The 22087-nt window shown below is 73.7% G+C and carries 21 protein-coding genes; 19 read left to right on the top strand and 2 right to left on the bottom strand.

Annotated features, from left to right (window positions below):
- Positions 1-70 precede the first annotated feature (70 nt).
- Positions 71-520, bottom strand: a complete 450-nt coding sequence (locus tag AB0M99_RS22735) for a nuclear transport factor 2 family protein (RefSeq protein ID WP_365923154.1) — start codon at positions 518-520, stop codon at positions 71-73.
- 144 nt (positions 521-664) lie between these two features.
- Between AB0M99_RS22735 and AB0M99_RS22740 the strand changes: the two genes are divergently transcribed.
- The 12 genes from AB0M99_RS22740 (at position 665) to AB0M99_RS22795 (ending at position 13434) form a co-directional block, all read left to right on the top strand.
- Positions 665-2140, top strand: coding sequence for an FAD-dependent monooxygenase (locus tag AB0M99_RS22740; protein ID WP_365923156.1), 1476 nt, complete (start codon positions 665-667; stop codon positions 2138-2140).
- Between the two features lie 60 nt (positions 2141-2200).
- Entirely contained in the window at positions 2201-2899 is a 699-nt protein-coding gene (locus AB0M99_RS22745) for an antibiotic biosynthesis monooxygenase family protein (RefSeq protein ID WP_365923158.1), read from the top strand.
- A 179-nt stretch (positions 2900-3078) separates the two neighbouring features.
- A complete protein-coding gene (locus tag AB0M99_RS22750; RefSeq protein ID WP_365923160.1) occupies positions 3079-3408 on the top strand; it encodes a TcmI family type II polyketide cyclase in 330 nt (109 codons plus the stop codon).
- Positions 3405-4676 (top strand): beta-ketoacyl-[acyl-carrier-protein] synthase family protein, encoded by a 1272-nt coding sequence (locus AB0M99_RS22755; protein ID WP_365923162.1) that lies wholly within the window; start codon positions 3405-3407, stop codon positions 4674-4676. The genes AB0M99_RS22750 and AB0M99_RS22755 overlap by 4 nt, the downstream gene beginning before the upstream one ends.
- Complete coding sequence (locus AB0M99_RS22760) at positions 4673-5884, top strand: ketosynthase chain-length factor (protein ID WP_365923164.1); 1212 nt, start codon at positions 4673-4675, stop codon at positions 5882-5884. Before AB0M99_RS22755 ends, AB0M99_RS22760 begins: the two co-directional genes overlap by 4 nt.
- Before the next feature lie 58 nt (positions 5885-5942).
- A complete protein-coding gene (locus AB0M99_RS22765) occupies positions 5943-6218 on the top strand; it encodes a phosphopantetheine-binding protein (RefSeq protein ID WP_365923166.1) in 276 nt (91 codons plus the stop codon).
- A 16-nt stretch (positions 6219-6234) separates the two neighbouring features.
- The gene (fabG, locus tag AB0M99_RS22770) at positions 6235-7023 is read left to right on the top strand and encodes a 3-oxoacyl-ACP reductase FabG (protein WP_365923168.1); all 789 of its coding nucleotides are present in this window, start codon (positions 6235-6237) and stop codon (positions 7021-7023) included.
- Positions 7024-7117: 94 nt separating this feature from the next.
- Positions 7118-8053, top strand: a complete 936-nt coding sequence (locus AB0M99_RS22775; RefSeq protein ID WP_365923170.1) for an aromatase/cyclase — start codon at positions 7118-7120, stop codon at positions 8051-8053.
- A 2-nt stretch (positions 8054-8055) separates the two neighbouring features.
- Entirely contained in the window at positions 8056-9552 is a 1497-nt protein-coding gene (locus AB0M99_RS22780) for an FAD-dependent oxidoreductase (protein WP_365923172.1), read from the top strand.
- 53 nt (positions 9553-9605) lie between these two features.
- Positions 9606-11111, top strand: coding sequence for an FAD-dependent monooxygenase (locus AB0M99_RS22785; RefSeq protein ID WP_365923174.1), 1506 nt, complete (start codon positions 9606-9608; stop codon positions 11109-11111).
- Between the two features lie 57 nt (positions 11112-11168).
- A complete protein-coding gene (locus AB0M99_RS22790; protein WP_365923176.1) occupies positions 11169-12059 on the top strand; it encodes an alpha/beta fold hydrolase in 891 nt (296 codons plus the stop codon).
- Positions 12060-12069: 10 nt separating this feature from the next.
- The gene (locus tag AB0M99_RS22795; protein ID WP_365923178.1) at positions 12070-13434 is read left to right on the top strand and encodes an MFS transporter; all 1365 of its coding nucleotides are present in this window, start codon (positions 12070-12072) and stop codon (positions 13432-13434) included.
- Between the two features lie 50 nt (positions 13435-13484).
- On the opposite strand, the gene AB0M99_RS22800 is transcribed toward AB0M99_RS22795, so the two are convergent.
- Entirely contained in the window at positions 13485-14567 is a 1083-nt protein-coding gene (locus AB0M99_RS22800) for a methyltransferase (RefSeq protein ID WP_365923180.1), read from the bottom strand.
- 221 nt (positions 14568-14788) lie between these two features.
- Here AB0M99_RS22800 and AB0M99_RS22805 point away from each other — a divergent pair, with 221 nt between their 5' ends.
- The 7 genes from AB0M99_RS22805 to AB0M99_RS22835 are packed head-to-tail and all read left to right on the top strand — an operon-like array spanning position 14789 to position 22077.
- Positions 14789-15976 (top strand): inositol-3-phosphate synthase, encoded by a 1188-nt coding sequence (locus AB0M99_RS22805; RefSeq protein WP_365923182.1) that lies wholly within the window; start codon positions 14789-14791, stop codon positions 15974-15976.
- The gene (locus AB0M99_RS22810; RefSeq protein WP_365923184.1) at positions 15973-17199 is read left to right on the top strand and encodes an SCO3242 family prenyltransferase; all 1227 of its coding nucleotides are present in this window, start codon (positions 15973-15975) and stop codon (positions 17197-17199) included. Before AB0M99_RS22805 ends, AB0M99_RS22810 begins: the two co-directional genes overlap by 4 nt.
- A complete protein-coding gene (locus AB0M99_RS22815; RefSeq protein WP_365923186.1) occupies positions 17196-18038 on the top strand; it encodes a sugar phosphate isomerase/epimerase family protein in 843 nt (280 codons plus the stop codon). The genes AB0M99_RS22810 and AB0M99_RS22815 overlap by 4 nt, the downstream gene beginning before the upstream one ends.
- Entirely contained in the window at positions 18035-18643 is a 609-nt protein-coding gene (locus AB0M99_RS22820) for an EboA domain-containing protein (RefSeq protein WP_365923188.1), read from the top strand. The genes AB0M99_RS22815 and AB0M99_RS22820 overlap by 4 nt, the downstream gene beginning before the upstream one ends.
- Entirely contained in the window at positions 18643-19494 is an 852-nt protein-coding gene (locus AB0M99_RS22825) for a TatD family hydrolase (protein WP_365923190.1), read from the top strand. The genes AB0M99_RS22820 and AB0M99_RS22825 overlap by 1 nt, the downstream gene beginning before the upstream one ends.
- Before the next feature lie 4 nt (positions 19495-19498).
- On the top strand, positions 19499-20677 hold the full coding sequence (gene eboE, locus AB0M99_RS22830) for a metabolite traffic protein EboE (protein WP_365923192.1): 1179 nt from the start codon (positions 19499-19501) through the stop codon (positions 20675-20677).
- Positions 20674-22077, top strand: coding sequence for a nucleotide pyrophosphatase/phosphodiesterase family protein (locus AB0M99_RS22835; RefSeq protein WP_365923194.1), 1404 nt, complete (start codon positions 20674-20676; stop codon positions 22075-22077). Before eboE ends, AB0M99_RS22835 begins: the two co-directional genes overlap by 4 nt.
- The last annotated feature ends 10 nt before the right edge of the window (positions 22078-22087 follow it).

The following is a 22087-nucleotide window of genomic DNA, read 5'->3' on the forward strand; positions in this document are numbered from 1 at the left end:
CAGAGGCGTGTGCGGTGGTGCCGGGCTGCTCCGGCACCACCGCACACGTCGTGGCGGGGGCGGTGGGCGCTCAGTTCGCCCCGGGCGGGTTGCCCTCGGTCCACACGACGCGGAACGACAGCGAGCTGATCCGCCAGCCGTCGGGGGTGCGGCGCGCCGCACCGTTGACGAAGGTGCCGGCCGCGAAGCGTTCCGCGGCCGTGCCCTCGGGGGCCCCGGCCGGCAGGTGGTGGACGTGGGTGGCGATGACGTTGGCCCGCAGCGTCGCCCGGTCGTCCCCGTCGAGCGCGACCACGGCGGGCGAGCCCAGGTGCTGGTGGCGGGCGAAGGCGTCCAGGGACTTCTGGTGGAAGCCCGGGAGGCCGTCGGCCCCCTCGTGCCGGGCGTTCGGGAACTCGATCACCGCGTCGTCGGTGAACAGCCCCTTGGCCCATCCCGCGTCGAGTATTTCGTCGTCGAGGGAGATCAGGTATTTGTCGAGGAGTGCGGCGACTTCGGCGGTCGAATGGCTTGATGTCATGCCTGAGGATGTGCGCGAATCAGGCTGGCGGCCAACCCTTCCTGTAAAGGATATGACGTTCTTGTGGAAGACCTGTACTAGCGGCTATTTACTGTCCTGGTAGCACCTCGCAATACTGGGAAAACACCAGTCGGAAGAGGGCAGATGGACACCTTTGACGCGGACGTAATCATCGTGGGAGCCGGCCCCACCGGACTCATGCTCGCAGGTGAGCTGGGTCTGAACGGAGTCTCTGCCACTGTCGTCGAGCGGCTCGCGGAGCCGATGAAGCAGTCTCGCGCCCTCGGATTCTCGGCGCGGACGATCGAGGAATTCGACCAGCGCGGACTCCTTTCCCGTCTGGGTGAGGTCGACGTCATTCCCTTCGGGCATTTCGGTGGAGTACCCATCGACTATCGCTTGCTCGAGGGTGGCTCGTACGGGGCTCGAGGAATACCCCAGTCCCGCACCGAGGGAATGCTGGCAGGCTGGGCCGCGGAAAAGGGCGCCCAGGTGCGCCGCGGCGTCGAGGTCACCGGCCTGGAGAACGACGAGGACGGCGTGACCCTCCAGGTCACCACCCCCGACGGCCCGGGCACGCTGCGCGCCCGCTACGTGGTGGGCTGTGACGGCAGCCGCAGTGCGGTGCGGCGCCTGGCCGGAATCGCCTTCGAGGGCACCGACGCGGCCATCGAGCTGCGCTTCGCCGACGTGGCCGGCGTGCCGCTGCGGCCCCGGTTCAGCGGTGAGCGGGTGCCCGGCGGCATGGTGATGGTCCTGCCGATCGGTCCCGACCGCAGCCGGGTCATCTACTTCGACCGCTCGGAGCCGCTGCGCAAGAGCACCGAGCCGATCACCTTCGACGAGGTCTCCGCGGCGTTCCTGCGGCTGACCGGCGAGGACATCAGCGGCGGGACGCCGCTGTGGGTCAGCTCGACCACCGACACCAGCCGCCAGGCCGCCGAGTACCGGCGCGGGCGCGTCTTCCTCGCGGGCGACGCGGCCCACATCCACCTGCCGATCGGCGCCCAGGGCATGAGCTCGGGCGTGCAGGACGCGGTCAACCTCGGCTGGAAGCTCGCCCTGGACATCCAGGGCCGGGCTCCCGAGGGGCTGCTCGACTCGTACGAGAGCGAGCGCCGGCCCGTCGCGGCCCGGATCCTGACCAACACGCTGGCCCAGCGCATCCTCTACCTCGGCGGCGACGAGATCACCCCGATGCTGGAGGTCTTCGCCGAGCTGGTGGACTTCCCCGCGGTCCAGCGCCACCTCATCGGCATGGTGACCGGGCTGGACATCCGCCACGACGTCGGCGAGGGCGAGCACCCGCTGCTCGGCCGGCGCCTGCCCGACCGCGAGGTGCTGGTCGGCGGCGACAAGAAGAGCAGCCTCGAACTCCTGCACGGCGGCCGCGGCGTGCTGCTGGACCTGCACGACAACGCCGCGCTGCGCCAGGCCGCCGAGGGCTGGTCCGACCGGGTCGACATCCTCACCGTCGCCAACTTCGACTGTGACGCGCCGCTGGACGGCCTGCTGATCCGTCCCGACGGCTACGTCGCCTGGGCCCCGCCGCTGGGCGCGCCCACCGAGGGCCTCACGCAGGCGCTCACCCGCTGGTTCGGCGAGCCCGCCCGAGGCTGACCCGGCCCCCGCAAGCCATCTGTCCAGTTCACCTGTTCCCCCTTGAGGAAGCGAAGAGACATGCCCAAGATCTCCACCGAGGACAAGCACCTCACCGTCCTCAACCTGTTCACCACGGATGTCCCGGAGAACCAGGACAAGCTCATCCAGGAGATGCGGAAGATCGTCGACGCCGCCACCTACGAGGGCTGGATGTCCAGCACCGTCCACGCGGGCGTCGACGCGCCGGGCACCGCCAACTTCATCCAGTGGCGCAGCGGCGAGGACCTGGAAGAGCGCTACAAGGGCGACGAGTTCAACCACCGCACCATGCCGGTCTTCGGTGAGATCACCACCTCGATCAAGCTCCTGCAGAACGAGGTGGCCTTCACCCAGGAGCACCCGTCGCTGGGCGGCTCCATCGAGATCGGCCCGCACCGTGACGACTACACCGCGATCGCGGTGTTCCCCGTCCTGAAGGAGAACCAGGAAGAGCTGATCGACGCCCTCGGCCCCGGCCAGGGGTTCTTCCTGGAGACGCCGGGCTTCCGCTCGCACGTGGTGCTGCGCGGCCTGCGCGCCCGCGGCCTCGAGGGCTCCTTCGTCGTCTCCTACTCCCAGTGGGAGAGCAAGGAGGCGTACGACGCCTACAAGGCCGTGCCGCAGGACCAGAAGCCGGCCGGCCGGGTCGCCGCCGAGGGCCGCTGCCGCGCCGTCGTGGCCGGGATCCCGGACATCAACACCTACCGCGTCGTCCACACCCGTTCTGCCGGGGAGTAAGAAGCCCCCCGCTTCCCGTCCCCGGAAGGACACGGAACGCCCGGCTCCCCTCCGGGAGCCGGGCGTTCCCGGGCGCTCCTCGAAGCGCCTTCCGCCGGCACCCGCCCCCCGCCCGGGACGACGCGGGAGCGGCCGCCGGGGAGTACCGCAACAACCGCAACTTCTGAGGAGCGAACCGTATGCACAGCACGCTGATCGTCGCCCGGATGGACCCCGGATCAAGTGCGGACGTGGCCCGGCTGTTCGCCGATTTCGACGCGACGGAGATGCCCCACCTGATGGGAACGCGACGGCGCCAGCTGTTCTCGTACCGGGGCCTGTACTTCCACCTCCAGGACTTCGACACCGACAACGGCGGCGAGCTCATCGAGGGCGCCAAGAGCGACCCGCGCTTCATCGGGATCAGCGAGGACCTCAAGCCGTTCATCGAGGCCTACGACCCGAAGACGTGGCGCTCCCCCGCGGACGCGATGGCCACCCGCTTCTACAACTGGGAGGGACGGGCGTGACCGGGCGACGCGTCGTCATCACCGGCATGGAGGTGCTCGCGCCCGGAGGTGTCGGCCGTGAGAACTTCTGGAACCTGCTGAGCGACGGCCGTACGGCCACGCGCGGCATCACCTTCTTCGACCCGGCGCCGTTCCGCTCGCGGGTGGCCGCCGAGGTCGACTTCGACCCGTACGCCCACGGCCTGTCCCCGCAGGAGGTCCGGCGCATGGACCGCGCCGGGCAGTTCGCGGTCGTCGCCTCGCGCGGCGCGGTCGCCGACAGCGGGCTGGACATCTCCTCGCTCGACCCCTACCGGGTCGGCGTGACGGTGGGCAGCGCGGTCGGCGCCACGATGGCGCTCGACGAGGAGTACCGGGTCGTCAGCGACGGCGGCCGGCTCGACAACGTCGACCACCGCTACGCCTCCCCGCACCTGTACAACCACATGGTGCCGAGCTCGTTCGCGGCCGAGGTCGCCTGGGGCATCGGCGCGGAGGGCGCCAGCACGGTGGTCTCCACCGGCTGCACCTCCGGCATCGACTCCGTCGGGTACGCGGTGGAGCTGCTGCGCGAGGGCACCGCCGACGTCATGATCGCCGGTTCCTCGGACGCCCCGATCTCCCCGATCACCATGGCCTGTTTCGACGCGATCAAGGCCACGACCCCGCGCTACGACGACCCGGAGCACGCCTCGCGGCCCTTCGACGGCACGCGCAACGGGTTCGTCCTCGGCGAGGGCGCGGCCTTCTTCGTCCTGGAGGAGCTGGAGAGCGCGCAGCGGCGCGGCGCGCACATCTACGCCGAGATCGCCGGCTACTCGTCCCGCAGCAACGCCTACCACATGACCGGACTGCGTCCGGACGGCGTGGAGATGGCCGAGGCGATCCGCCTGGCCCTCGACGAGGCGCGGATGAACGGCGACGAGATCGACTACATCAACGCGCACGGCAGCGGCACCAAGCAGAACGACCGCCACGAGACGGCGGCGTTCAAGCGGAGCCTGGGCGAGCACGCGTACCGCACGCCGGTCAGCTCCATCAAGTCGATGGTGGGGCACTCGCTGGGCGCCATCGGCTCCATCGAGATCGCGGCCTCGGCGCTGGCCATGGAGCACAACGTGGTCCCGCCGACGGCCAACCTGCACACTCCGGACCCGGAGTGCGACCTCGACTACGTCCCCCTCACCGCGCGCGAGCAGCTGACCGACGCGGTCCTGACCGTGGGCAGCGGCTTCGGCGGCTTCCAGAGCGCCATGGTGCTGGCCAATCCCGAGAGGAGCCTCGTATGAGCGCCTCGGTCGTCGTGACCGGCCTCGGTGTGGCAGCCCCCAACGGGCTGGGCGCAGAGGACTACTGGTCGGCCACTCTGGCCGGCAAGAGCGGCATCGGGCGGATCACCCGCTTCGACCCCTCCGACTACCCGGCCAAGCTGGCCGGGCAGATCCCCGGCACGGCCGCGGACGACGCGCTGCCGAGCCGGCTGCTCCCGCAGACGGACCGGGTGACGCGGCTCGCGCTCGTCGCCGCGGACTGGGCGCTGGAGGACGCGGGGATACGGCCCGCGGAGCTCGAGGGCTTCGACATGGGCGTCGTGACCGCGAGTGCGGCCGGCGGCTTCGAGTTCGGCCAGGGCGAGCTCCAGCGGCTGTGGGCCAAGGGCAGCCAGTACGTGTCGGCGTACCAGTCCTTCGCCTGGTTCTACGCCGTCAACAGCGGCCAGATCTCGATCCGCAACGGCATGAAGGGCCCGGCCGGGGTCGTCGTCAGCGACCAGGCGGGCGGCCTCGACGCCGTGGCGCAGGCCCGCCGGCAGATCCGCAAGGGCACCCGCATCATCGTCTCCGGTGCCATCGACGCCTCGATCTGCCAGTGGGGCTGGGTGGCGCAGCTGGCCAGCGGCCGGCTGAGCACCTCGGAGGAGCCCGGCCAGGCGTACGTGCCGTTCGGCCGCGACTCCCAGGGCTTCGTTCCGGGCGAGGGCGGCGCGATCCTGATCATGGAGTCCGCCGAGTCGGCCCGCGAGCGCGGCGCCGAGGTCTACGGCGAGATCTCCGGGTACGGGGCGACCATCGACCCGAAGCCCGGCAGCGACCGCGGTCCGGCCCTGCGCAAGGCCATCGAGACGGCGCTCGCCGACGCCGGCGCGGCGCCGGGCGAGGTGGACGTGGTCTTCGCCGACGGAGCCGCGGACCCGCGCCTGGACCGTACCGAGGCCGACGCGATCAACGCGGTGTTCGGCGCCCGGGCGGTGCCGGTCACCCTTCCCAAGACGATGACGGGCCGCCTGTACGCGGGCGCGGCCCCGCTCGACCTGGCGGCGGCCTTCCTGGCGATGCGCGACGGGGTCATCCCGCCGACCATCAACGTCGACCCGTGTGCCGAATACGAGCTCGACCTCGTCCTGGACCAGCCGCGCCCGGCCTCCGTACGCACCGCGCTGGTGCTGGCCCGGGGCCACGGCGGCTTCAACTCCGCGATGGTCGTCCGCGCCGTCTAGCCGCTCACCACCGCTTGGGCATGCCGTAGCGGCATGCCGTACCGATGAAGGGAACGACATGGCCAGCAAGTCTTTCACCCTCGAGGATCTCAAGCGCATCATCATCGATGCCGCGGGTGTGGCGGAGGGCGTCGACCTCGAAGGCGACATCCTGGACACCACGTTCGCCACGCTCCAGTACGAGTCCCTCGCGCTCCTGGAGGCGGGCAGCCTCATCGAGCGCGAGTACGACATCTCGCTCGACGAGGAGGCGGTGGACGACACCCTCACCCCGCGTGCGCTGATAGACGTCGTCAACGCGCTGATCGACTCCTCCTCCGCCGTGGCCGCGTGAAGGGGCTGATTTCACGATGACGCAGAACACGACGGCACGGGTCGCGCTGGTTTCGGGCGCGACGAGCGGGATCGGGCTGGAGTCGGCCCGGCTGCTGGCTCAGCAGGGGCACCGGGTGTTCATCGGCGCGCGCAGCGCCGAGAACGTGGCCGCCACGGTCAAGGAGCTCCAGGACGAGGGCCTGGAGGTGGACGGCGGCGTCCTCGACGTCCGTGACGGGGCGTCGGTGACGGCGTTCGTCCAGGCCGCGGTGGACCGCTTCGGGACGGTCGACGTCCTGGTCAACAACGCCGGCCGGTCCGGCGGCGGTGTGACCGCGGACATCGCGGACGAGCTGTGGAACGACGTCATCGAGACGAACCTCAACAGCGTCTTCCGGCTGACCCGCGAGGTGCTGACCACCGGCGGGATGCGGCACAAGAGCCGCGGCCGGATCATCTCCATCGCCTCCACCGCCGGCAAGCAGGGCGTCGTCCTCGGCGCCCCGTACTCGGCCTCCAAGCACGGGGTGGTCGGCTTCACCAAGGCGCTCGGCAACGAGCTCGCCCCCACCGGCATCACGGTCAACGCCGTCTGCCCGGGGTACGTCGAGACGCCGATGGCGGCGAAGGTGCGCCAGGGCTACGCGGCCGCCTACGACACCTCCGAGGACGCCATCCTCGAGAAGTTCCAGTCGAAGATCCCGCTCGGGCGCTACTCCACGCCGCAGGAGGTCGCCGGCCTGGTCGGCTACCTGGCCTCGGACACGGCGGCCTCGATCACCGCGCAGGCGCTCAACGTCTGCGGCGGGCTCGGCAACTTCTGATCCGCCGCCAGGCGGGCACATTCGCGGACCCCTCCCAGGGCCTCCGGGCACGCGGGCCCGGAGGCCCTGACCGAAGAACCTTAAGGAATCGAAGATGACGACCCGTGAGGTTGAGCACGAGATCACCATCAGCGCCCCGGCCGGTGCCGTCTACCGGCTGCTGGCCGAGGTGACCAACTGGCCGCGGATCTTCCCGCCCACCATCCACGTCGACCGGGTGGAGGCCGAGGGATCCGAGGAGCGGATCCGGATCTGGGCCACCGCCAACGGCGACGCCAAGAACTGGACCTCGCGCCGCACCCTCGACCCCGAGGGCCTGCGCATCACCTTCCGCCAGGAGATCCCGGCGCCGCCGGTGGCCGCCATGGGCGGGACCTGGATCCTGGAGCCCCTCGGCGAGTCCGAGACCCGGGTGCGGCTGCTGCACGACTACAGCGCGATCGGCGACGACCCGCACGACCTGCTGTGGATCGAGCGGGCGGTGGACAAGAACAGCACCTCCGAGCTGGCCGCCCTCAAGGAGAACGTCGAAGCGGCCCACGCGGCCGAGGACCTGACCTTCTCCTTCACCGACACCGTGGAGATCAACGGGTCGGCGAAGGACGCCTTCGACTTCATCAACGAGGCCGACCGGTGGGCCGAGCGCCTGCCGCACGTGGCCGTCGTACGGCTCACCGAGGACGTCCCGGGCCTGCAGACGCTGGAGATGGACACCCGCGCCAAGGACGGCTCGGTGCACACCACCAAGTCGTACCGGGTCGTCTTCCCCGACCACAAGATCGCCTACAAGCAGGTCACGCTGCCCGCGCTGATGACCCTGCACACCGGTGAGTGGACCTTCGTGGAGAAGGACGGCGTCACCGCCGCCTCCTCGCAGCACACGGTCACCCTCAACACGGCCAACATCGCCAGGATCCTCGGCGACGAAGCCACGGTGGCGGACGCCCGCGAGTACGTGCACACCGCGCTGAGCACCAACAGCACGGCGACGCTCAACCACGCCAAGGCCTACGCCGAGCAGAAGAGCTGACCATGGCGGACCTGCTGGACACCCAGGTCGTTGTCGTCGGGGCCGGCCCGGTCGGGCTGATGCTCGCCGCGGAGCTGCGCCTCGGCGGCGCCGACGTGGTCGTGCTGGAGCGGCGGCACGCGGCCAGCAGGGAGTCGAGGGCCTCCACGCTGCACGCCCGCACCATGGAGATCCTCGACATCCGCGGCCAGATCGAGGAGTTCGGCAGCCCGCCGAACGAGCCGCGCGGCCACTTCGGCGGCATCCCCCTGGACCTGACGCTGCCCGGGCCCTACCCGGGCCAGTGGAAGGTCCTGCAGACCAGGACCGAGGCGCTGCTGGAGGAGTGGGCGCTGTTCCTCGGCGTCGACATCCGGTGCGGGCACGAGCTGCTCGCGCTGTCCGGCGGCGAGGACGGCTCGGACACCGAGTACGTCGAGGCGCAGGCCGTGCGCCGTGACGGCACCGCGGTACGGGTGAGGGCCCGCTACCTCGTGGCCTGTGACGGCGAGGACAGCACGGTGCGCCGGCTCGTCGGCGCGGCCTTCCCCGGCCACGACGCGGGCCGGGAGCTGATCCGCGCCGACGTCGCGGGCATCGAGGTCCCCAACCGGCGCTTCGAGCGGCTGGAGCACGGCCTGGCCATCGCCGCGCGCCGGCCGGACGGGGTGACCCGGGTGATGGTGCACGAGTTCGGCTCCACCGCGCGGCCCCGTACCCGGGACGCCGAGTTCGTGGAGGTCGCCGACGTCTGGAAGCGGGTCACCGGGGAGGACATCAGCGGGGGAACCCCGCTGTGGGTCAACGCCTTCGGGGACGCCAGCCGCCAGCTGGAGAGCTACCGCCACGGCCGCGTGCTGTTCGCGGGCGACGCGGCGCACAAGCAGATGCCCATCGGCGGGCAGGCCCTGAACCTGGGCGTGCAGGACGCCTTCAACCTGGGCTGGAAACTGGCCGCCGAGGTCACCGGCCGGGCCCCCGAGGGGCTGCTGGACAGCTACCACACCGAGCGGCACGCGGTCGGCCGGCGGGTGCTGGCCAACATCGAGGCGCAGGCCGGGCTGCTGCTCGGCGGCCCGGAGGTGGAGCCGCTGCGGTCGGTGCTGACCGAGCTGATGGGCCTCGAACCGGTACGGGCCCACCTGGCCGGAATGATCAGCGGGCTCGACGTCCGCTACGACGTGGGCGGTGACGCGGACCGCCATCCGCTGCTCGGCGCCCGGCTGCCGCTGCTGCGGCTGGTGTCCGCCGAGGGCCCGCTCACCACCGCCGAACTGCTGCGCACCGGCCGCGGCCTGCTGCTGGACCTGGGCGGCGGTGAGGTGCCGGCCGCGCTGCGCGGGGCCTGGGCCGACCGGGTCGCGGTCACCGTGGCCCGTCCCGCCGAGCCGGGCGGACCGCTGGACGGGGCCGCCTGCGTCCTCGTACGCCCGGACGGCCATGTGGTCTGGGCCGGCCCGGCGGGCCCGGGCGGCGGACTGCGGACTGCCCTGGAGCGCTGGTTCGGCGCGGCGCGCTGAACCGGGCCCCGCGCCCTGAAGACTCAACCGAGAAGCCAGAGAAGAGGACCACCATGGAAGGGACTGCCGTGGACGCGGACGTCATCATCGTCGGCGCCGGCCCGACCGGGCTGATGCTCGCCGGCGAGCTGCGCCTGGGCGGGGCGAGCGTCATCGTCACCGAGCGCCTCAACCAGCCCACCGGCCAGTCCCGGGGCCTCGGCTTCACCGCCCGTGCCATGGAGGTGTTCGACCAGCGGGGGCTGCTCCCGCGGTTCGGCCAGGGCGAGACGCTGGAGACCAGCCCGCTGGGCCACTTCGGCGGGGTGCAGTTCGACTACACGGTGCTGCCCGGCGCCCACTTCGGGGCCCGCGGCATCCCGCAGAACATCACCGAGGGCGTGCTGGAGGACTGGGCCACCGAACTGGGCGCGGACATCCGGCGCGGCTGGGACTTCCTGGACCTGTCCGAGGGCTTCCTGGACGGCGACGGCGTCGAGATCACCGTGTCCACCCCGGACGGGGTGCAGCAGCTGCGGGCCTCCTACCTGGTGGGCTGCGACGGCGGGCAGAGCAGTGTCCGCAAGGCGGCCGGGATAGGTTTCCCCGGCAGCGCGGCCACCCGCGCGATGTTCCTCGCCGACGTCACCGGCTGCTCGCTGCGCCCGCGGTTCCTCGGCGAACGCCAGCCCAACGGCATGGTCATGGCCGCGCCGCTGGCCCCGGGCGTGGACCGCATCATCGTCTGCCCCGACGGGGTCCCGGCGCGCGGGCGCGACGCCCAGCCGGTGACCTTCGCCGAGGTCGCGGACGCCTGGGAGCACATCACGGGCGAGGACATCCGGTCCGGCGGGGCGGAGTGGGTCAGCTACTTCACCGACGCCGCCCGCCTGGCCACCGACTACCGGCGCGGCCGGGTCCTGCTCGTCGGGGACGCGGCGCACATCCATCTCCCGGCCGGCGGCCAGGGGCTGAGCACCGGTGTGCAGGACGCCGCCAACCTGGGCTGGAAGCTGGCCGCGGTCGTCGCGGGCGGCGCCCCCGAGGACCTGCTCGACACGTACCACGGCGAGCGGCACCCGGTCGGCGAGCGGCTGCTGATGAACACCAGCGCCCAGGGCACGGTGTTCCTCGGCGGCGCCGAATCCGACCCGCTGCGGGCGCTGTTCGCCGAGCTCATCGGCTACGACGACGTCAAGCGCCACCTGGCCGGCATCGTCTCCGGCCTCGACATCGCCTACGACTTCGGCGAGGGCGGCCACCCGCTCCAGGGCGCCCGGATGCCGCAGCGCTCCCTCATCACCGCCGAGGGCGCGGAGACCACCACCACCCGGCTGCTGCACAGCGGCCGGCCCGTCCTCCTCGACCTCGCCGACAGCCCCGCGCTGCGCGCGGCCGCGGCCGGCCGGGGCCACCAGATCAGCATCACCACCGCCACGGCCAAGCCGGTCGACGGCGACGATCCGCTGCACGGCACGGCGGCACTGCTCATCCGTCCCGACGGGCACGTCGCCTGGGCCGGGGACAGCGCCGAGGAACTCGACCACGCCCTGAGCCGCTGGTTCGGCGCAGCGCACTGACCACGCCGCCGGGCCCGCACCGCGGGCCCGGCGGCCGGCGCACCACGGGGGTAACCGATGGACACCACAGTGACGGTCCCGGCCACAGCCGAGGGCCTCTCCCCCGGCGTGCGCCGGATCACCCTGGACGCGGCGGGAGTGACCCTGTCCGCGCTGCTCAGCATGCCCGAACACATCGAGCCCCGGGCCACGGTGATCGCCGTGCACGGCGGCGGGATGAACGCCGGCTACTTCGACGGCCAGGCCCACCCGGAGACCTCCCTGCTCACCCTCGGGGCGAGCCTGGGCTACACCGTCCTCGCCGTGGACCGGCCCGGGTACGGGGACTCCGCCGCACTGTTCCCCGACGGGCTCGCGCTCGCCGGGCAGGCGGTGCTGCTGCGTGCGGCCCTCGCCGATTTCACCTCCCGCTACCCCGCGGGGGCGGGCCTGTTCCTGCTCGCCCACTCCTACGGCGGCAAGCTGGTCATGTCCACCGCCGCCGGGCTGACCGGGGCGGACGGGCTGCTGGGCCTGGACATCTCCGGCTGCGGCCACCGCTTCGCCCCGGGCGACCCGGTGGAGGGGCTCAAGGACAACCGGCGCCAGTGGGGTCCGCTGCGCCTCTACCCGCCGCGGACCTTCCGCCACAGCTCGAAGGTCGTGGCCCCGATGCCGCCGCGCGAGCAGGGCGAACTCGGCCACTGGACCGAGCTGTTCGCCTCGCTGGCCCCGCGCATCCGGGTCCCGATCCGGCTGACCTTCGCCGAGCACGAGGCGTGGTGGCACCACGGCGAGCAGGACCTCGCCGACCTGGCGAGCCGGCTGACGGCCGCGCCCCGGGTCCAGATCGACCGGCAGCCCGACGCCGGGCACAACATCAGCCTCGGCTGGGCGGCCCGCTCGTACCACCTGCGGGCCCTGGCCTTCCTGGAGGACTGCGTGACCCGGACCGGGCGCGGGGCGTGACCGCCCGCCCATGAGCCACAGCCGCATCGCGCACGCGTTCCGCTCGCTGTCCGTACGCAACTTCCGCCTGTTCGCCGGCGGCCAGGTGGTCTCCGCCGCCGGCACCTGGATGATGGTCGTGGCCCAGGACTGGCTGGTCCTGGGCCTGACCGGCGGCTCGGGCACCGCCCTGGGCGTGGTCACCGCGCTGCAGTTCACCCCGCTGCTGCTCACGCTGTACGGGGGCCGGCTCGCCGACCGCCACGACAAGCGGATGCTGCTGACCGTCGCCAACCTGGCCTCCGGGGCGCTGGCCCTGGTCCTGGCCGTGCTCGCGCTCGCCGGCTCCGTACAGCTGTGGCACATCTGGGTGTGCGCCTTCGGCCTCGGCATGGTCAACGCCGTCGAGATCCCGACCCGGATGGCCTTCGTCAGCGAGCTGGTCGGCCCCGAGCTGCTGCCCAACGCGTCCGCGCTCAGCGGGGCGTACTTCAACATCGCCCGGGTGGCCGGGCCGGCGCTGGCCGGTCTGCTCATCACGCTGCTCGGCACCGGCTGGGTGATGGTGGTCAACGCGGCCACCTATCTGGCGACCGTGGCCGCGCTGCGGATGATGCGGCCCGGGGAACTGCTGCGCGGGGAGCGGGCGGCCGGGCCCGTGAAGGTCTCGGACGGGCTGCGCTACGTGCGCGAGCGCCCCGACCTGTCGATGCCGGTGCTGCTGGTCGGCGCGATCGGGCTGTTCTCGCTCAACTTCCAGCTGCTGCTGCCGCTGCTCGCCAAGACCGTGTTCGACGCCGGGGTGAACTCCTTCGGGCTGATGACCACGGCGTACGCGGGCGGCGCGCTGCTGTCCGCGCTGGTCACCACCTCCCGGCGCAGCCGCCCCTCGGCCCGTACGGTCATCCTGGCGGCGCTGGGGCTCGGCGTGGCGGAGATCGCCGCCGGCCTGGCGCCGAACTTCAACTCGGCGCTGGTGCTGCTGTTCGTGACGGGCTTCGCCGCGCTGTACTTCGCGCAGGCGGCCAACCACCGCATCCAGCTGGGCAGCGATCCCGCGTACCGGGGGCGCGTGATGGCCCTGTACACGCTGATCCTCCAGGGCAGTACGCCGCTCGGCAGCCTGCTGGTCGGCGCGCTCGCCGAACACGCGGGCGCCCGCTCGGGGCTGTTCCTCGGCGGCTTCGCCTCGGTGGCGGCGGCCCTGGTGGCCGCGGCCGCCGCCGCGCGCAGCGTCCGCAACCGGACGGCGCCCTCCGCCGGACCGAAGGGCGCGGCGGGTGCGGCCGGCATCACGGGTGCGGCGGGTGCGGCCGGGCCGGTGGGTGTCACCGGGGCCACCGGGCCGACGGGGCCGGGCGGCGGGTGGGCGCACGAGAGTGCGCGGCGGCCCTGAGGGCCGCCGCGCGGTGGCGGTGGTGGGTGGCGGAGGTGTGAGCCGCCCGGTCAGACGGGCCGCGCCTCGATGATGGAGATGGCCGCGGCGGTCTGGTGGACGCCGGTGAGCTCGAATCCGGCGGTGGCCAGCAGCTCCCGGTACTGCTCCTCGGTGCGCTCCTTGCCGCCGACCAGCAGCATCAGCCACAGGTCGATCAGCTTGGCGGAGTGCGCCGAGTTGCCCGGGGTGGGCACCATCTCCATGAGCAGGATCCGCCCGTCGGCGCTGATCGCCTCGCGGACGTTGCGCAGGATCTCCAGTGCCTGGTGCTCGGGCCAGTCGTGGACGATGTGCTTGAGGATGTACGCGTCGCCGCCGGACGGCGGGACGTCGAACAGTCCGCGGTTCTCGACGGTGACGCGGTCGGCGACCCCGGCGTCGGCGAGGAACTCGTGGGCCCCGTTGGTCTCGATGCGGGGGTCGACCAGGATGCCGCGGCTGTTCTTCGCGCGCTCCAGGATGCCGGCCAGCAGACCGCCCTGGCCGCCGCAGAAGTCGACGATGGTGGCGTAGCGCGAGAAGTCGTAGGCGGAGACGATCGGGAGCGTCTCGGTCACGGACATGCCGCCCATGCCGTTGGTGAAGACCTCGCCGTACTCCTTGTCGAACTCCAGGTACTCGAAGGCGCCCATCCCGCGGTGCTTGGGCAGGCTGGCCTCGCCGGTGCGGACGGAGTCCACGAGGAAGGCCCAGTCCTCCCAGTGGGTGGGGTGGCCCATCAGCAGCGCGGTGTCGCGCATGGACATCTCGACGTCCGAGCGCAGCGCGCTGCCCATCGGGGTGAGGGCGAAGCGGCCGTCCTTCTGCTCGGTGAATATCGAGTAGCTGGCGAGCAGGCGCAGCAGCCGGTAGAGGGACTCGGGGTGGGCCTCGACGCGGACGGCGAGCTCGTCGACGGTCAGCGGGCCGTCGGCCAGCGCGTCGGCGACGTTCAGTTCGGCGGCGGCGTAGATGGCCTGGGTGACCATCGAGCCCTGGGCGAGTTCGAGCAGGGCGAACGGCGCGGGCGCGAGCTTCCGGGTCAGTCGCTGAAGACCCGACCGCACCCCTTCTACGGTGCGGACGACGCGCGGGGGCGGCAATGCGGGCATGAGTCTCCTCCGGAGGGCCGGCAATCGATCCTGGAATCCTGGACGACAGAGTGGGGCCGGCCGCACGAGACCGGCTCGGGCCGGTCTCGACGTCGGCTTGAGAACGCGCCGCTTTCGATGTGGGCTCAAGAGCCCGGAGCTACGTTTTTGTCCCGCAGGTCCAATTCAATTCCAGCCAGGACCTGCGGACGACAAGCGCCGATGTGCTCTGGAGGCCGGCCATGCCGCATCCCACCGACACCGACACCGAAACCGCCCTCGCCGCCGGCCCCGCCGCCGATCCGCCCGCGGCCGCTCCCGGTCCCACGACCGGAGTGTGGCTGATCGGTGCGCGCGGCTCCGTGGCCACCACGGTGGTCGCGGGCGGCGCCGCGCTGGCCGCCGGGCTGTGGCCGGCGGCCGGACTGGTCACCGAGAGCGCCGCGTTCGCCGGCAGCGGGGTGCCGCCGCTGGGCTCGCTGGTCTTCGGCGGGCACGACGTGGCCGCCGGGTCGCTGCCCAAGCGGGCCGAGGAACTGTCCGGGGGCGGGGTGCTGCCGTACGGGCTGGCGTCGGCGGTCCACCGCGAACTGGCCGACGCGGAAGCGGAGATACGCACCGGCGGGCCGCTCGCGGGAGACCGCCGCTCCGACGAGGAACTGGTGGCCGCCTTCGCGGCGGACATCGCCGACTTCTCCCGCCGCCGCGGGACGGCCCGTACGGTCGTGGTCAACGTGGCCTCCACCGAGCCGGTTGCGGTGTTCGGCGGGGGACGGCTGCCGGCCAGCACCCTCTACGCGCGGGCGGCCCTGCGGGCGGGCTGCCCGTACGTCAACTTCACTCCCTCGGCGGGACTGCGCCACCCGGCGGCCGAGGCGGAGGCCGCCGCGTCGGGGCTGCCGTACGCGGGACGGGACGGCAAGACGGGCCAGACGCTGCTGCGCTCGGTGCTGGCGCCGATGTTCGCGCAGCGCGAGCTGGGCGTGCTGGCCTGGTCGGGTACGAACCTGCTGGGCGGCGGCGACGGCGCGGCCCTCGGCGGCAACCCGGCCGCGGCCGCCGCCAAGAACGCGGGCAAGGCCCGGGTGCTGCAGGACGCACTGGGCACGCTGCCCGAGGGCGAGACGCACATCGACGACGTGCCGGCGCTCGGCGACTGGAAGACGGCCTGGGACCACATCGCCTTCGAGGGGTTCCTCGGCACCCGGATGACCCTCCAGACGACCTGGCAGGGCTGCGACTCGGCGCTCGCCGCGCCGCTGGTGCTGGACCTGGCCCGGCTGCTGGCGCGGGCGCACGAGGTGGGGCTGGCCGGGCCGCGGCCGGAACTGGGCTTCTACTTCAAGGACCCCGACGGCGACGAGGCCGCCCTGTCGCGGCAGTACGACGACCTGCTGGCCTTCGGCGCACGGCTGGGCGGCGCGAAGTGACGGGACGCCAGGGGCTCGGGGCCTGGGCGGAACTGCTGCGGATCTCCGCGCTGTTCACCGTCCCGGGGGACGCGCTCGCGGGAGCCGCGGCGGCCGGGGTGCGGCCCGGCCCGCGGACCGCGCTGGCCGTCGGCTCGTCGCTGTGCCTGTACTCGGCGGGCATGGCGCTCAACGACTGGGCCGACCGGGAGGAGGACGCCGTGGAGCGTCCGGGCCGGCCGATCCCGTCGGGGCGGATCCGGCCGGGTGCGGCGCTGGCCGCGGCCGGCGCGCTGACGGCCGCCGGGGTGGCGCTGGCGGCCTGTGCGGGGCGCCGGCCGGCGGCGGTCGCGGGAGCGCTGGCGGGCACGGTGTGGGCGTACGACCTGGGGCTGAAGCACACTCCGGCGGGCCCGGCCGCGATGGCCGCGGCCCGCTCCCTGGACCTGCTGCTGGGCGCGGCGGCCTCCAGCGGAGCTGCCTCCAGCGCGGCGGCCTCCGGTGCGGCAGCGTCCGGCGCGGCGGGTGCGGGGCTGCGGCGCGCGCTCGCCTCCGCGGGGATGCTGGGCGTGCACACCTACGCCGTCACCGCGGTGTCGCGGCGCGAGACGCAGGGCGGGGCGCCGGCGACGGCGCTGGCCGCGCTGGCGGGCACGGCGGTGCTGGCGGTGCTCACCGGCGGCGGTTCCGGCGTGCTCTGCGCGGTGGCGCCGGCCGCGTCGCGCCCCCGGCTGCCGGCCGAGCACGGACCGGTGGCGGCCCTGGCCGGCCGCGGCCCGGCGGACGTCCTGTGGGCCCTGGCCGGAGCCGCCCCGGCGGGACCCGGCGCCGACCGGTCGCCGGGCACGGCGCGGGACACGGCCGGCGGCGCCCTGGCGGCCGGGCTGCGGCTGGTCGCCGCGGGCGGGCTGGCCGGGGGGATCGTGGGCGGCCTGCGGGCGCTCGCCGCGGGCGACCGGGGCGGCCTGCGGGCGCTCGCCGCGGGCGACCGGGGCGGCCTGCGGGCGGTGGCCGGGGCCGCGATGGCCGGGATGTACGCGGCCACTGCCGGGCGGCCGCTCCTGCACGCCGCGCTGAACCCCTCGCCGCCGCTCACCCAACGGGCCGTCGGCGGCGGCATCCGGGCCATGATCCCGCTGCAGGCGGCCCTCGCCGCGCGGGCCGGGTCGCCCGGGACCGCACTCGCCCTCGCCGGCCTCGTCCCCGTGGCCCGGCGCCTCGCACGGAAGGTGAGCCCCACATGAGCCTGCGCCTGGGCTACGGCACCAACGGCCTGACCGACCTGCGCCTGGACGACGCCCTCGCCCTGCTGGCCGACCTGGGCTACGACGGCGTCGGCCTGACGCTCGACCACATGCACCTGGACCCGATGGCCCCCGGCCTCGCCGCCCGCACCCGGCACGTGGCCCGCCGCCTCGACCGGCTCGGGCTCGACGTGACCGTGGAGACCGGCGCCCGCTACGTCCTCGACCCGCGCCGCAAACACGGCCCCTCGCTCCTCGACCCGGACCCCGCCCAGCGGGCGGCCCGCGCGGACCTGCTCGTACGGGCCGTGCGCGTCGCCGCCGACCTCGGTGCGAACGCCGTGCACTGCTTCAGCGGCATCCGGCCCGAGGGGACCGACCCCGACACCGCGTGGAAGACGCTCGCGCACACCCTGGGACCCGTCCTCGACGCGGCCGACAGCGCCGGCGTACCGCTCGCCGTCGAGCCCGAGCCGGGCCATCTGCTCGCCACCCTCGACGACTTCCACCGGCTGCGCACCGAACTCGGCAGCCCGCGGTCCCTCGGCATCACCCTCGACATCGGGCACTGCCAGTGCCTGGAGCCGCGCCCGCCCGCCGACTGCGTGCGCGCCGTCGCGCCCTGGCTGCGGCACGTCCAGATCGAGGACATGCGCCGCGGGGTCCACGAACACCTCCCCTTCGGCGACGGCGAGATCGACTTCCCGCCCGTGCTGGCGGCCCTGGAGGAGGTCGGCTACCGGGGGCTGACCGTCGTCGAGCTGCCCCGCCACTCCCACGCCGGCCCCGAACAGGCCGCCCGGTCCCTGCGATTCCTGCGCGACGGAGGCACCCCGTGACGATCCCCCAGATGGAGTCCAGGATCCCCGCCCCGGGCAGGGCCTGGCTCGTCGCCGCCCTGGACGCCGCCCGCGAGCACCGCGGCGCAGCCTCCCCCGCCGGGCTGCCCGCGTGGGAGCTGCGCTTCGCCGAGGCGGGCCGCCGCTGCGGCACCGACGAGGGAGCCGACCTGGCCCGCGTCCAGCTCCTGGAGGCCGCCCGCCCCGACGCGGCCACCGTCGTACGGCTCTACCGGCAGGGCACCGCGGCCGAGCGGCGCGCCGTGCTCCTGGCGCTGCCGCGGCTGTCGCTGCCCCCCGCCGACGGGCTGCCGCTGGTCGAGGACGCGCTGCGCACCAACGACACCCGCCTGGTGGCGGCCGCGGTCGGCCCGTACGCGGCCGAGCACCTGGACGCGCACGCCTGGCGGCACGCCGTCCTGAAGTGCCTGTTCACCTCGGTGCCCGTGGCCTCGGTCGCCGACCTCGCCCGCCGCGCCGCCGGCGACGGCGAACTCGCCCGCATGCTCCGGGGCCAGGAGGCCGAGCGTACGGCCGCGGGCCGCACCGTCCCCGGGGACCTCCGTCTCGTACTCGCCCTGACCCGAGAGGCAGCTTCGCTCTGATGCGCATCTTCGACCCGCACATCCACATGTCCTCGCGCACCACCGACGACTACGAGGCGATGTACGCGGCCGGGGTGCGCGCCCTCGTCGAGCCGGCGTTCTGGCTGGGCCAGCCGCGCACCTCGCCGGCCTCCTTCTACGACTACTTCGACGCGCTGCTGGGCTGGGAGCCCTTCCGCGCGGCCCAGTACGGCATCGCGCACCACTGCACCATCGGGCTCAACCCCAAGGAGGCGAACGACCCGCGCTGTACGCCGGTCCTCGCCGAGCTGCCCCGCTACCTCGTCAAGGACAACGTCGTCGCCGTCGGGGAGATCGGCTACGACTCGATGACCCCCGAGGAGGACGCCGCGCTCGCCGCCCAGCTCCAGCTGGCCGCCGAGCACGAGCTGCCGGCGCTGGTGCACACCCCGCACCGGGACAAGCTGGAGGGGCTGCGCCGCACCGTCGACGTGGTGCGCGAGTCGGTGCTGGCACCCGACCGGGTGGTGCTCGACCACCTGAACGAGACGACGGTGAAGGAGGCCAAGGACGCCGGCTGCTGGCTCGGCTTCTCCGTCTACCCCGACACCAAGATGGACGAGGACCGCATGGTCGCGCTGCTGCGCGAGTACGGCCCGGAGAAGGTCCTGGTCAACTCGGCCGCCGACTGGGGCAGGAGCGACCCGCTCAAGACCCGCAGCGTCGGCGACGCCATGCTGGCGGCCGGCTTCGACGAGGACACCGTCGACCTGGTGCTGTGGCGCAACCCCGTCGCCTTCTACGGGCTCAGCGGGCGCCTGAACCTGGCGCTCCCGCAGCCCGCGGCGGCCCTGCACGCCGGCAACTCCATACTCCGCGGCGGGGAATGAGCCGATGCGTTTCGCGCACCCGGACGGGTCGACCGTCCACCTCGCCTACTGCACGAACGTGCACCCCGCGGAGACCCTGGAGGGGGTCCTGGCCCAGCTCCGCGACAACTGCGAGCCGGTCCGGCTGCGGCTGGGCCGCGAGCGCCTCGGCATCGGCCTGTGGCTGGCCCGGGACGCCGCCCGCACCCTGACCGCCGACCCGGCGGCGCTCGGCCGGCTGCGCGCCGAGCTGGAACGGCGCGGCCTGGAGGTCGTCACCCTCAACGGGTTCCCGTACGAGGGCTTCGGCGCCGGGCACGTCAAGTACCGCGTGTACCGGCCCGACTGGACCGAGCCCGAGCGCCTCGCCTACACCGAGGACCTCGCGGCGGTGCTCGCCGCCCTGCTGCCCGAGGACGCCGGGCACGGGTCGATCTCCACGCTGCCGCTGGCCTGGCGCACCCCGTACGAGGGCGACCCGCGGGCCGCGGCCGCCGCCCGGGCGGCGCTGCTGCGGCTCACCGCGCACCTGGACGAGCTCCAGGACCGGACCGGGCGGTCCATCCGGGTGGGCCTGGAACCCGAGCCCGGCTGCACCGTGGAGACCACCGCCGACGCCGTCGCCGCGCTGGCGGGGGCCGCCGGGGAGCGGATCGGGCTGTGCCTGGACACCTGCCACCTCGCCACCTCCTTCGAGGAGCCCAAGCCCGCGCTCGAAGCGCTGGCCGAGGCCGGCATCCCCGTGGTCAAGGCGCAGCTGTCGGCGGCCCTGCACGCCGAGCACCCGCACCTGCCCGAGGTGCGCGCCGCGCTCGCCGCGTACGCCGAGCCCCGCTTCCTGCACCAGACGCGCACCCTGGACCGCGACGGCCGGCTGCACGGCGCCGACGACCTCGGCGAGGCCCTGTCCGGCGGCGCGCTGCCCCGGACCGGGCCCTGGCGGGCCCACTTCCACCTGCCGCTGCACGCGGATCCGCAGCCGCCGCTCACCTCCACCCTGCCCGTGCTGCGCGAGGCGCTGGCCGGGCTGCTCGGCCCGGGCGAGGCCCGTACGCACCACCTGGAGGTGGAGACGTACACCTGGCAGGCCCTGCCGGCCGGGCTGCGGCCCGACGGCCCGGCCACGCTCGCCGACGGCATCGCCGCCGAACTCGCCCTCGCCCGCGACCTGCTCACCGACCTGGGACTGACGGAGCTGCCATGACGGACACCACCGAGCCCACCACCGGACCCACGCCCCTGCTCGTCGTGGACGTGGTCGGCCTGACCCCCCGGCTGCTGGAGCACATGCCGCGCCTGGCCGAGCTGGCGGCCGCCGGCTCGCGGGCCCCGCTGGGCACCGTGCTGCCCGCGGTGACCTGCTCGGCCCAGGCCACCTTCCTGACCGGCGCGCCGCCCAGCGAGCACGGCATCGTCGGCAACGGCTGGTACTTCCGCGACCTCGGCGAGGTGCTGCTGTGGCGCCAGCACAACGGCCTGGTCGGCGGGGAGAAGATCTGGGACGCGGCCCGCCGCTCCCACCCCGGCTACACCGTCGCCAACATCTGCTGGTGGTACGCGATGGGCGCCGACACCGACATCACCGTCACCCCCCGCCCCGTCTACTACTCCGACGGCCGCAAGGAACCCGACTGCTACACCCGCCCGGCGCAGCTGCACGACGAGCTCACCGAGCGCCTGGGCACCTTCCCGCTGTTCCACTACTGGGGGCCCGGCGCCGGCCTCGCCTCCTCCCGGTGGATCGTCGACGCCACCCGGCACGTGCTCGCCACCCGCAGCCCCGACCTGGCCCTGTGCTACCTGCCCCACCTCGACTACGACCTCCAGCGCTTCGGCCCCGAGGACCCCCGCTCCCACCGGGCCGCCGCCGACCTCGACCGGACGCTGGCCCCGCTGCTGGACGACGCCCGCCGCGCGGGCCGCACCGTCGTCGTCCTGTCCGAGTACGGCATCACCCCGGTCAGCCGGCCCGTCGACATCAACCGCGCCCTGCGCCGGGCGGGGCTGCTGGAGGTCCACGTCCAGGACGGGATGGAGTACCTCGACCCGGGGGCGTCGCGGGCCTTCGCCGTCGCCGACCACCAGGTCGCCCACGTCTACGTGGCGCGCCCCGAGGACGTGGACGCCACCCGGGAGGCGCTGCGGGACCTGCCCGGCCTCGGCGAACTCCTCGACGACCGGGGCAAGAAGGAGCACGGGCTGGACCACCCGCGCTCCGGGGAGCTCGTCGCCGTCGCGGAGCCGGACGCGTGGTTCACGTACTACTACTGGCTCGACGACGCCCGCGCCCCCGACTTCGCCCGGCAGGTGGAGATCCACCGCAAGCCCGGCTACGACCCGGCCGAGCTGTTCATGGACCCCGAGGACCCCTACGTCAAGGTGAAGGCGGCCCGGGCGCTCGCCCGCAAGAAGCTCGGCCTGCGCTACCGGATGGCCGTCGTCCCCCTCGACCCCTCCCCCGTGCGCGGCAGCCACGGGCGGCTGCCCGCGGGCGAGGACGACGCCCCGCTGATCCTGTGCTCGCTGCCCGGCGGTGTCGGCGGCCCGCTGGAGGCGACCGGGGTCAAGCCGCTGCTGCTGCGCCTGGCGGGGCTGCCCGGCTGAGGCGCCCGCA

This window comes from Streptomyces sp. NPDC051183 (assembly GCF_040682455.1).
Taxonomy (GTDB): domain Bacteria; phylum Actinomycetota; class Actinomycetes; order Streptomycetales; family Streptomycetaceae; genus Streptomyces.

Excerpts from the sequence above, each read along its gene's own strand:
- AB0M99_RS22815 (WP_365923186.1), top strand. The coding sequence starts at position 17,196 with ATGAGCCTGCGCCTGGGCTACGGCACCAACGGCCTGACCGACCTGCGC.
- AB0M99_RS22750 (WP_365923160.1), top strand. The coding sequence starts at position 3,079 with ATGCACAGCACGCTGATCGTCGCCCGGATGGACCCCGGATCAAGTGCG.
- AB0M99_RS22745 (WP_365923158.1), top strand. The coding sequence starts at position 2,201 with ATGCCCAAGATCTCCACCGAGGACAAGCACCTCACCGTCCTCAACCTG.
- AB0M99_RS22800 (WP_365923180.1), bottom strand. The coding sequence starts at position 14,567 with ATGCCCGCATTGCCGCCCCCGCGCGTCGTCCGCACCGTAGAAGGGGTG.
- AB0M99_RS22765 (WP_365923166.1), top strand. The coding sequence starts at position 5,943 with ATGGCCAGCAAGTCTTTCACCCTCGAGGATCTCAAGCGCATCATCATC.
- fabG (WP_365923168.1), top strand. The coding sequence starts at position 6,235 with ATGACGCAGAACACGACGGCACGGGTCGCGCTGGTTTCGGGCGCGACG.
- eboE (WP_365923192.1), top strand. The coding sequence starts at position 19,499 with ATGCGTTTCGCGCACCCGGACGGGTCGACCGTCCACCTCGCCTACTGC.
- AB0M99_RS22740 (WP_365923156.1), top strand. The coding sequence starts at position 665 with ATGGACACCTTTGACGCGGACGTAATCATCGTGGGAGCCGGCCCCACC.
- AB0M99_RS22805 (WP_365923182.1), top strand. The coding sequence starts at position 14,789 with ATGCCGCATCCCACCGACACCGACACCGAAACCGCCCTCGCCGCCGGC.
- AB0M99_RS22785 (WP_365923174.1), top strand. The coding sequence starts at position 9,606 with ATGGAAGGGACTGCCGTGGACGCGGACGTCATCATCGTCGGCGCCGGC.
- AB0M99_RS22780 (WP_365923172.1), top strand. The coding sequence starts at position 8,056 with ATGGCGGACCTGCTGGACACCCAGGTCGTTGTCGTCGGGGCCGGCCCG.
- AB0M99_RS22795 (WP_365923178.1), top strand. The coding sequence starts at position 12,070 with ATGAGCCACAGCCGCATCGCGCACGCGTTCCGCTCGCTGTCCGTACGC.
- AB0M99_RS22825 (WP_365923190.1), top strand. The coding sequence starts at position 18,643 with ATGCGCATCTTCGACCCGCACATCCACATGTCCTCGCGCACCACCGAC.
- AB0M99_RS22775 (WP_365923170.1), top strand. The coding sequence starts at position 7,118 with ATGACGACCCGTGAGGTTGAGCACGAGATCACCATCAGCGCCCCGGCC.
- AB0M99_RS22835 (WP_365923194.1), top strand. The coding sequence starts at position 20,674 with ATGACGGACACCACCGAGCCCACCACCGGACCCACGCCCCTGCTCGTC.
- AB0M99_RS22760 (WP_365923164.1), top strand. The coding sequence starts at position 4,673 with ATGAGCGCCTCGGTCGTCGTGACCGGCCTCGGTGTGGCAGCCCCCAAC.
- AB0M99_RS22790 (WP_365923176.1), top strand. The coding sequence starts at position 11,169 with ATGGACACCACAGTGACGGTCCCGGCCACAGCCGAGGGCCTCTCCCCC.
- AB0M99_RS22735 (WP_365923154.1), bottom strand. The coding sequence starts at position 520 with ATGACATCAAGCCATTCGACCGCCGAAGTCGCCGCACTCCTCGACAAA.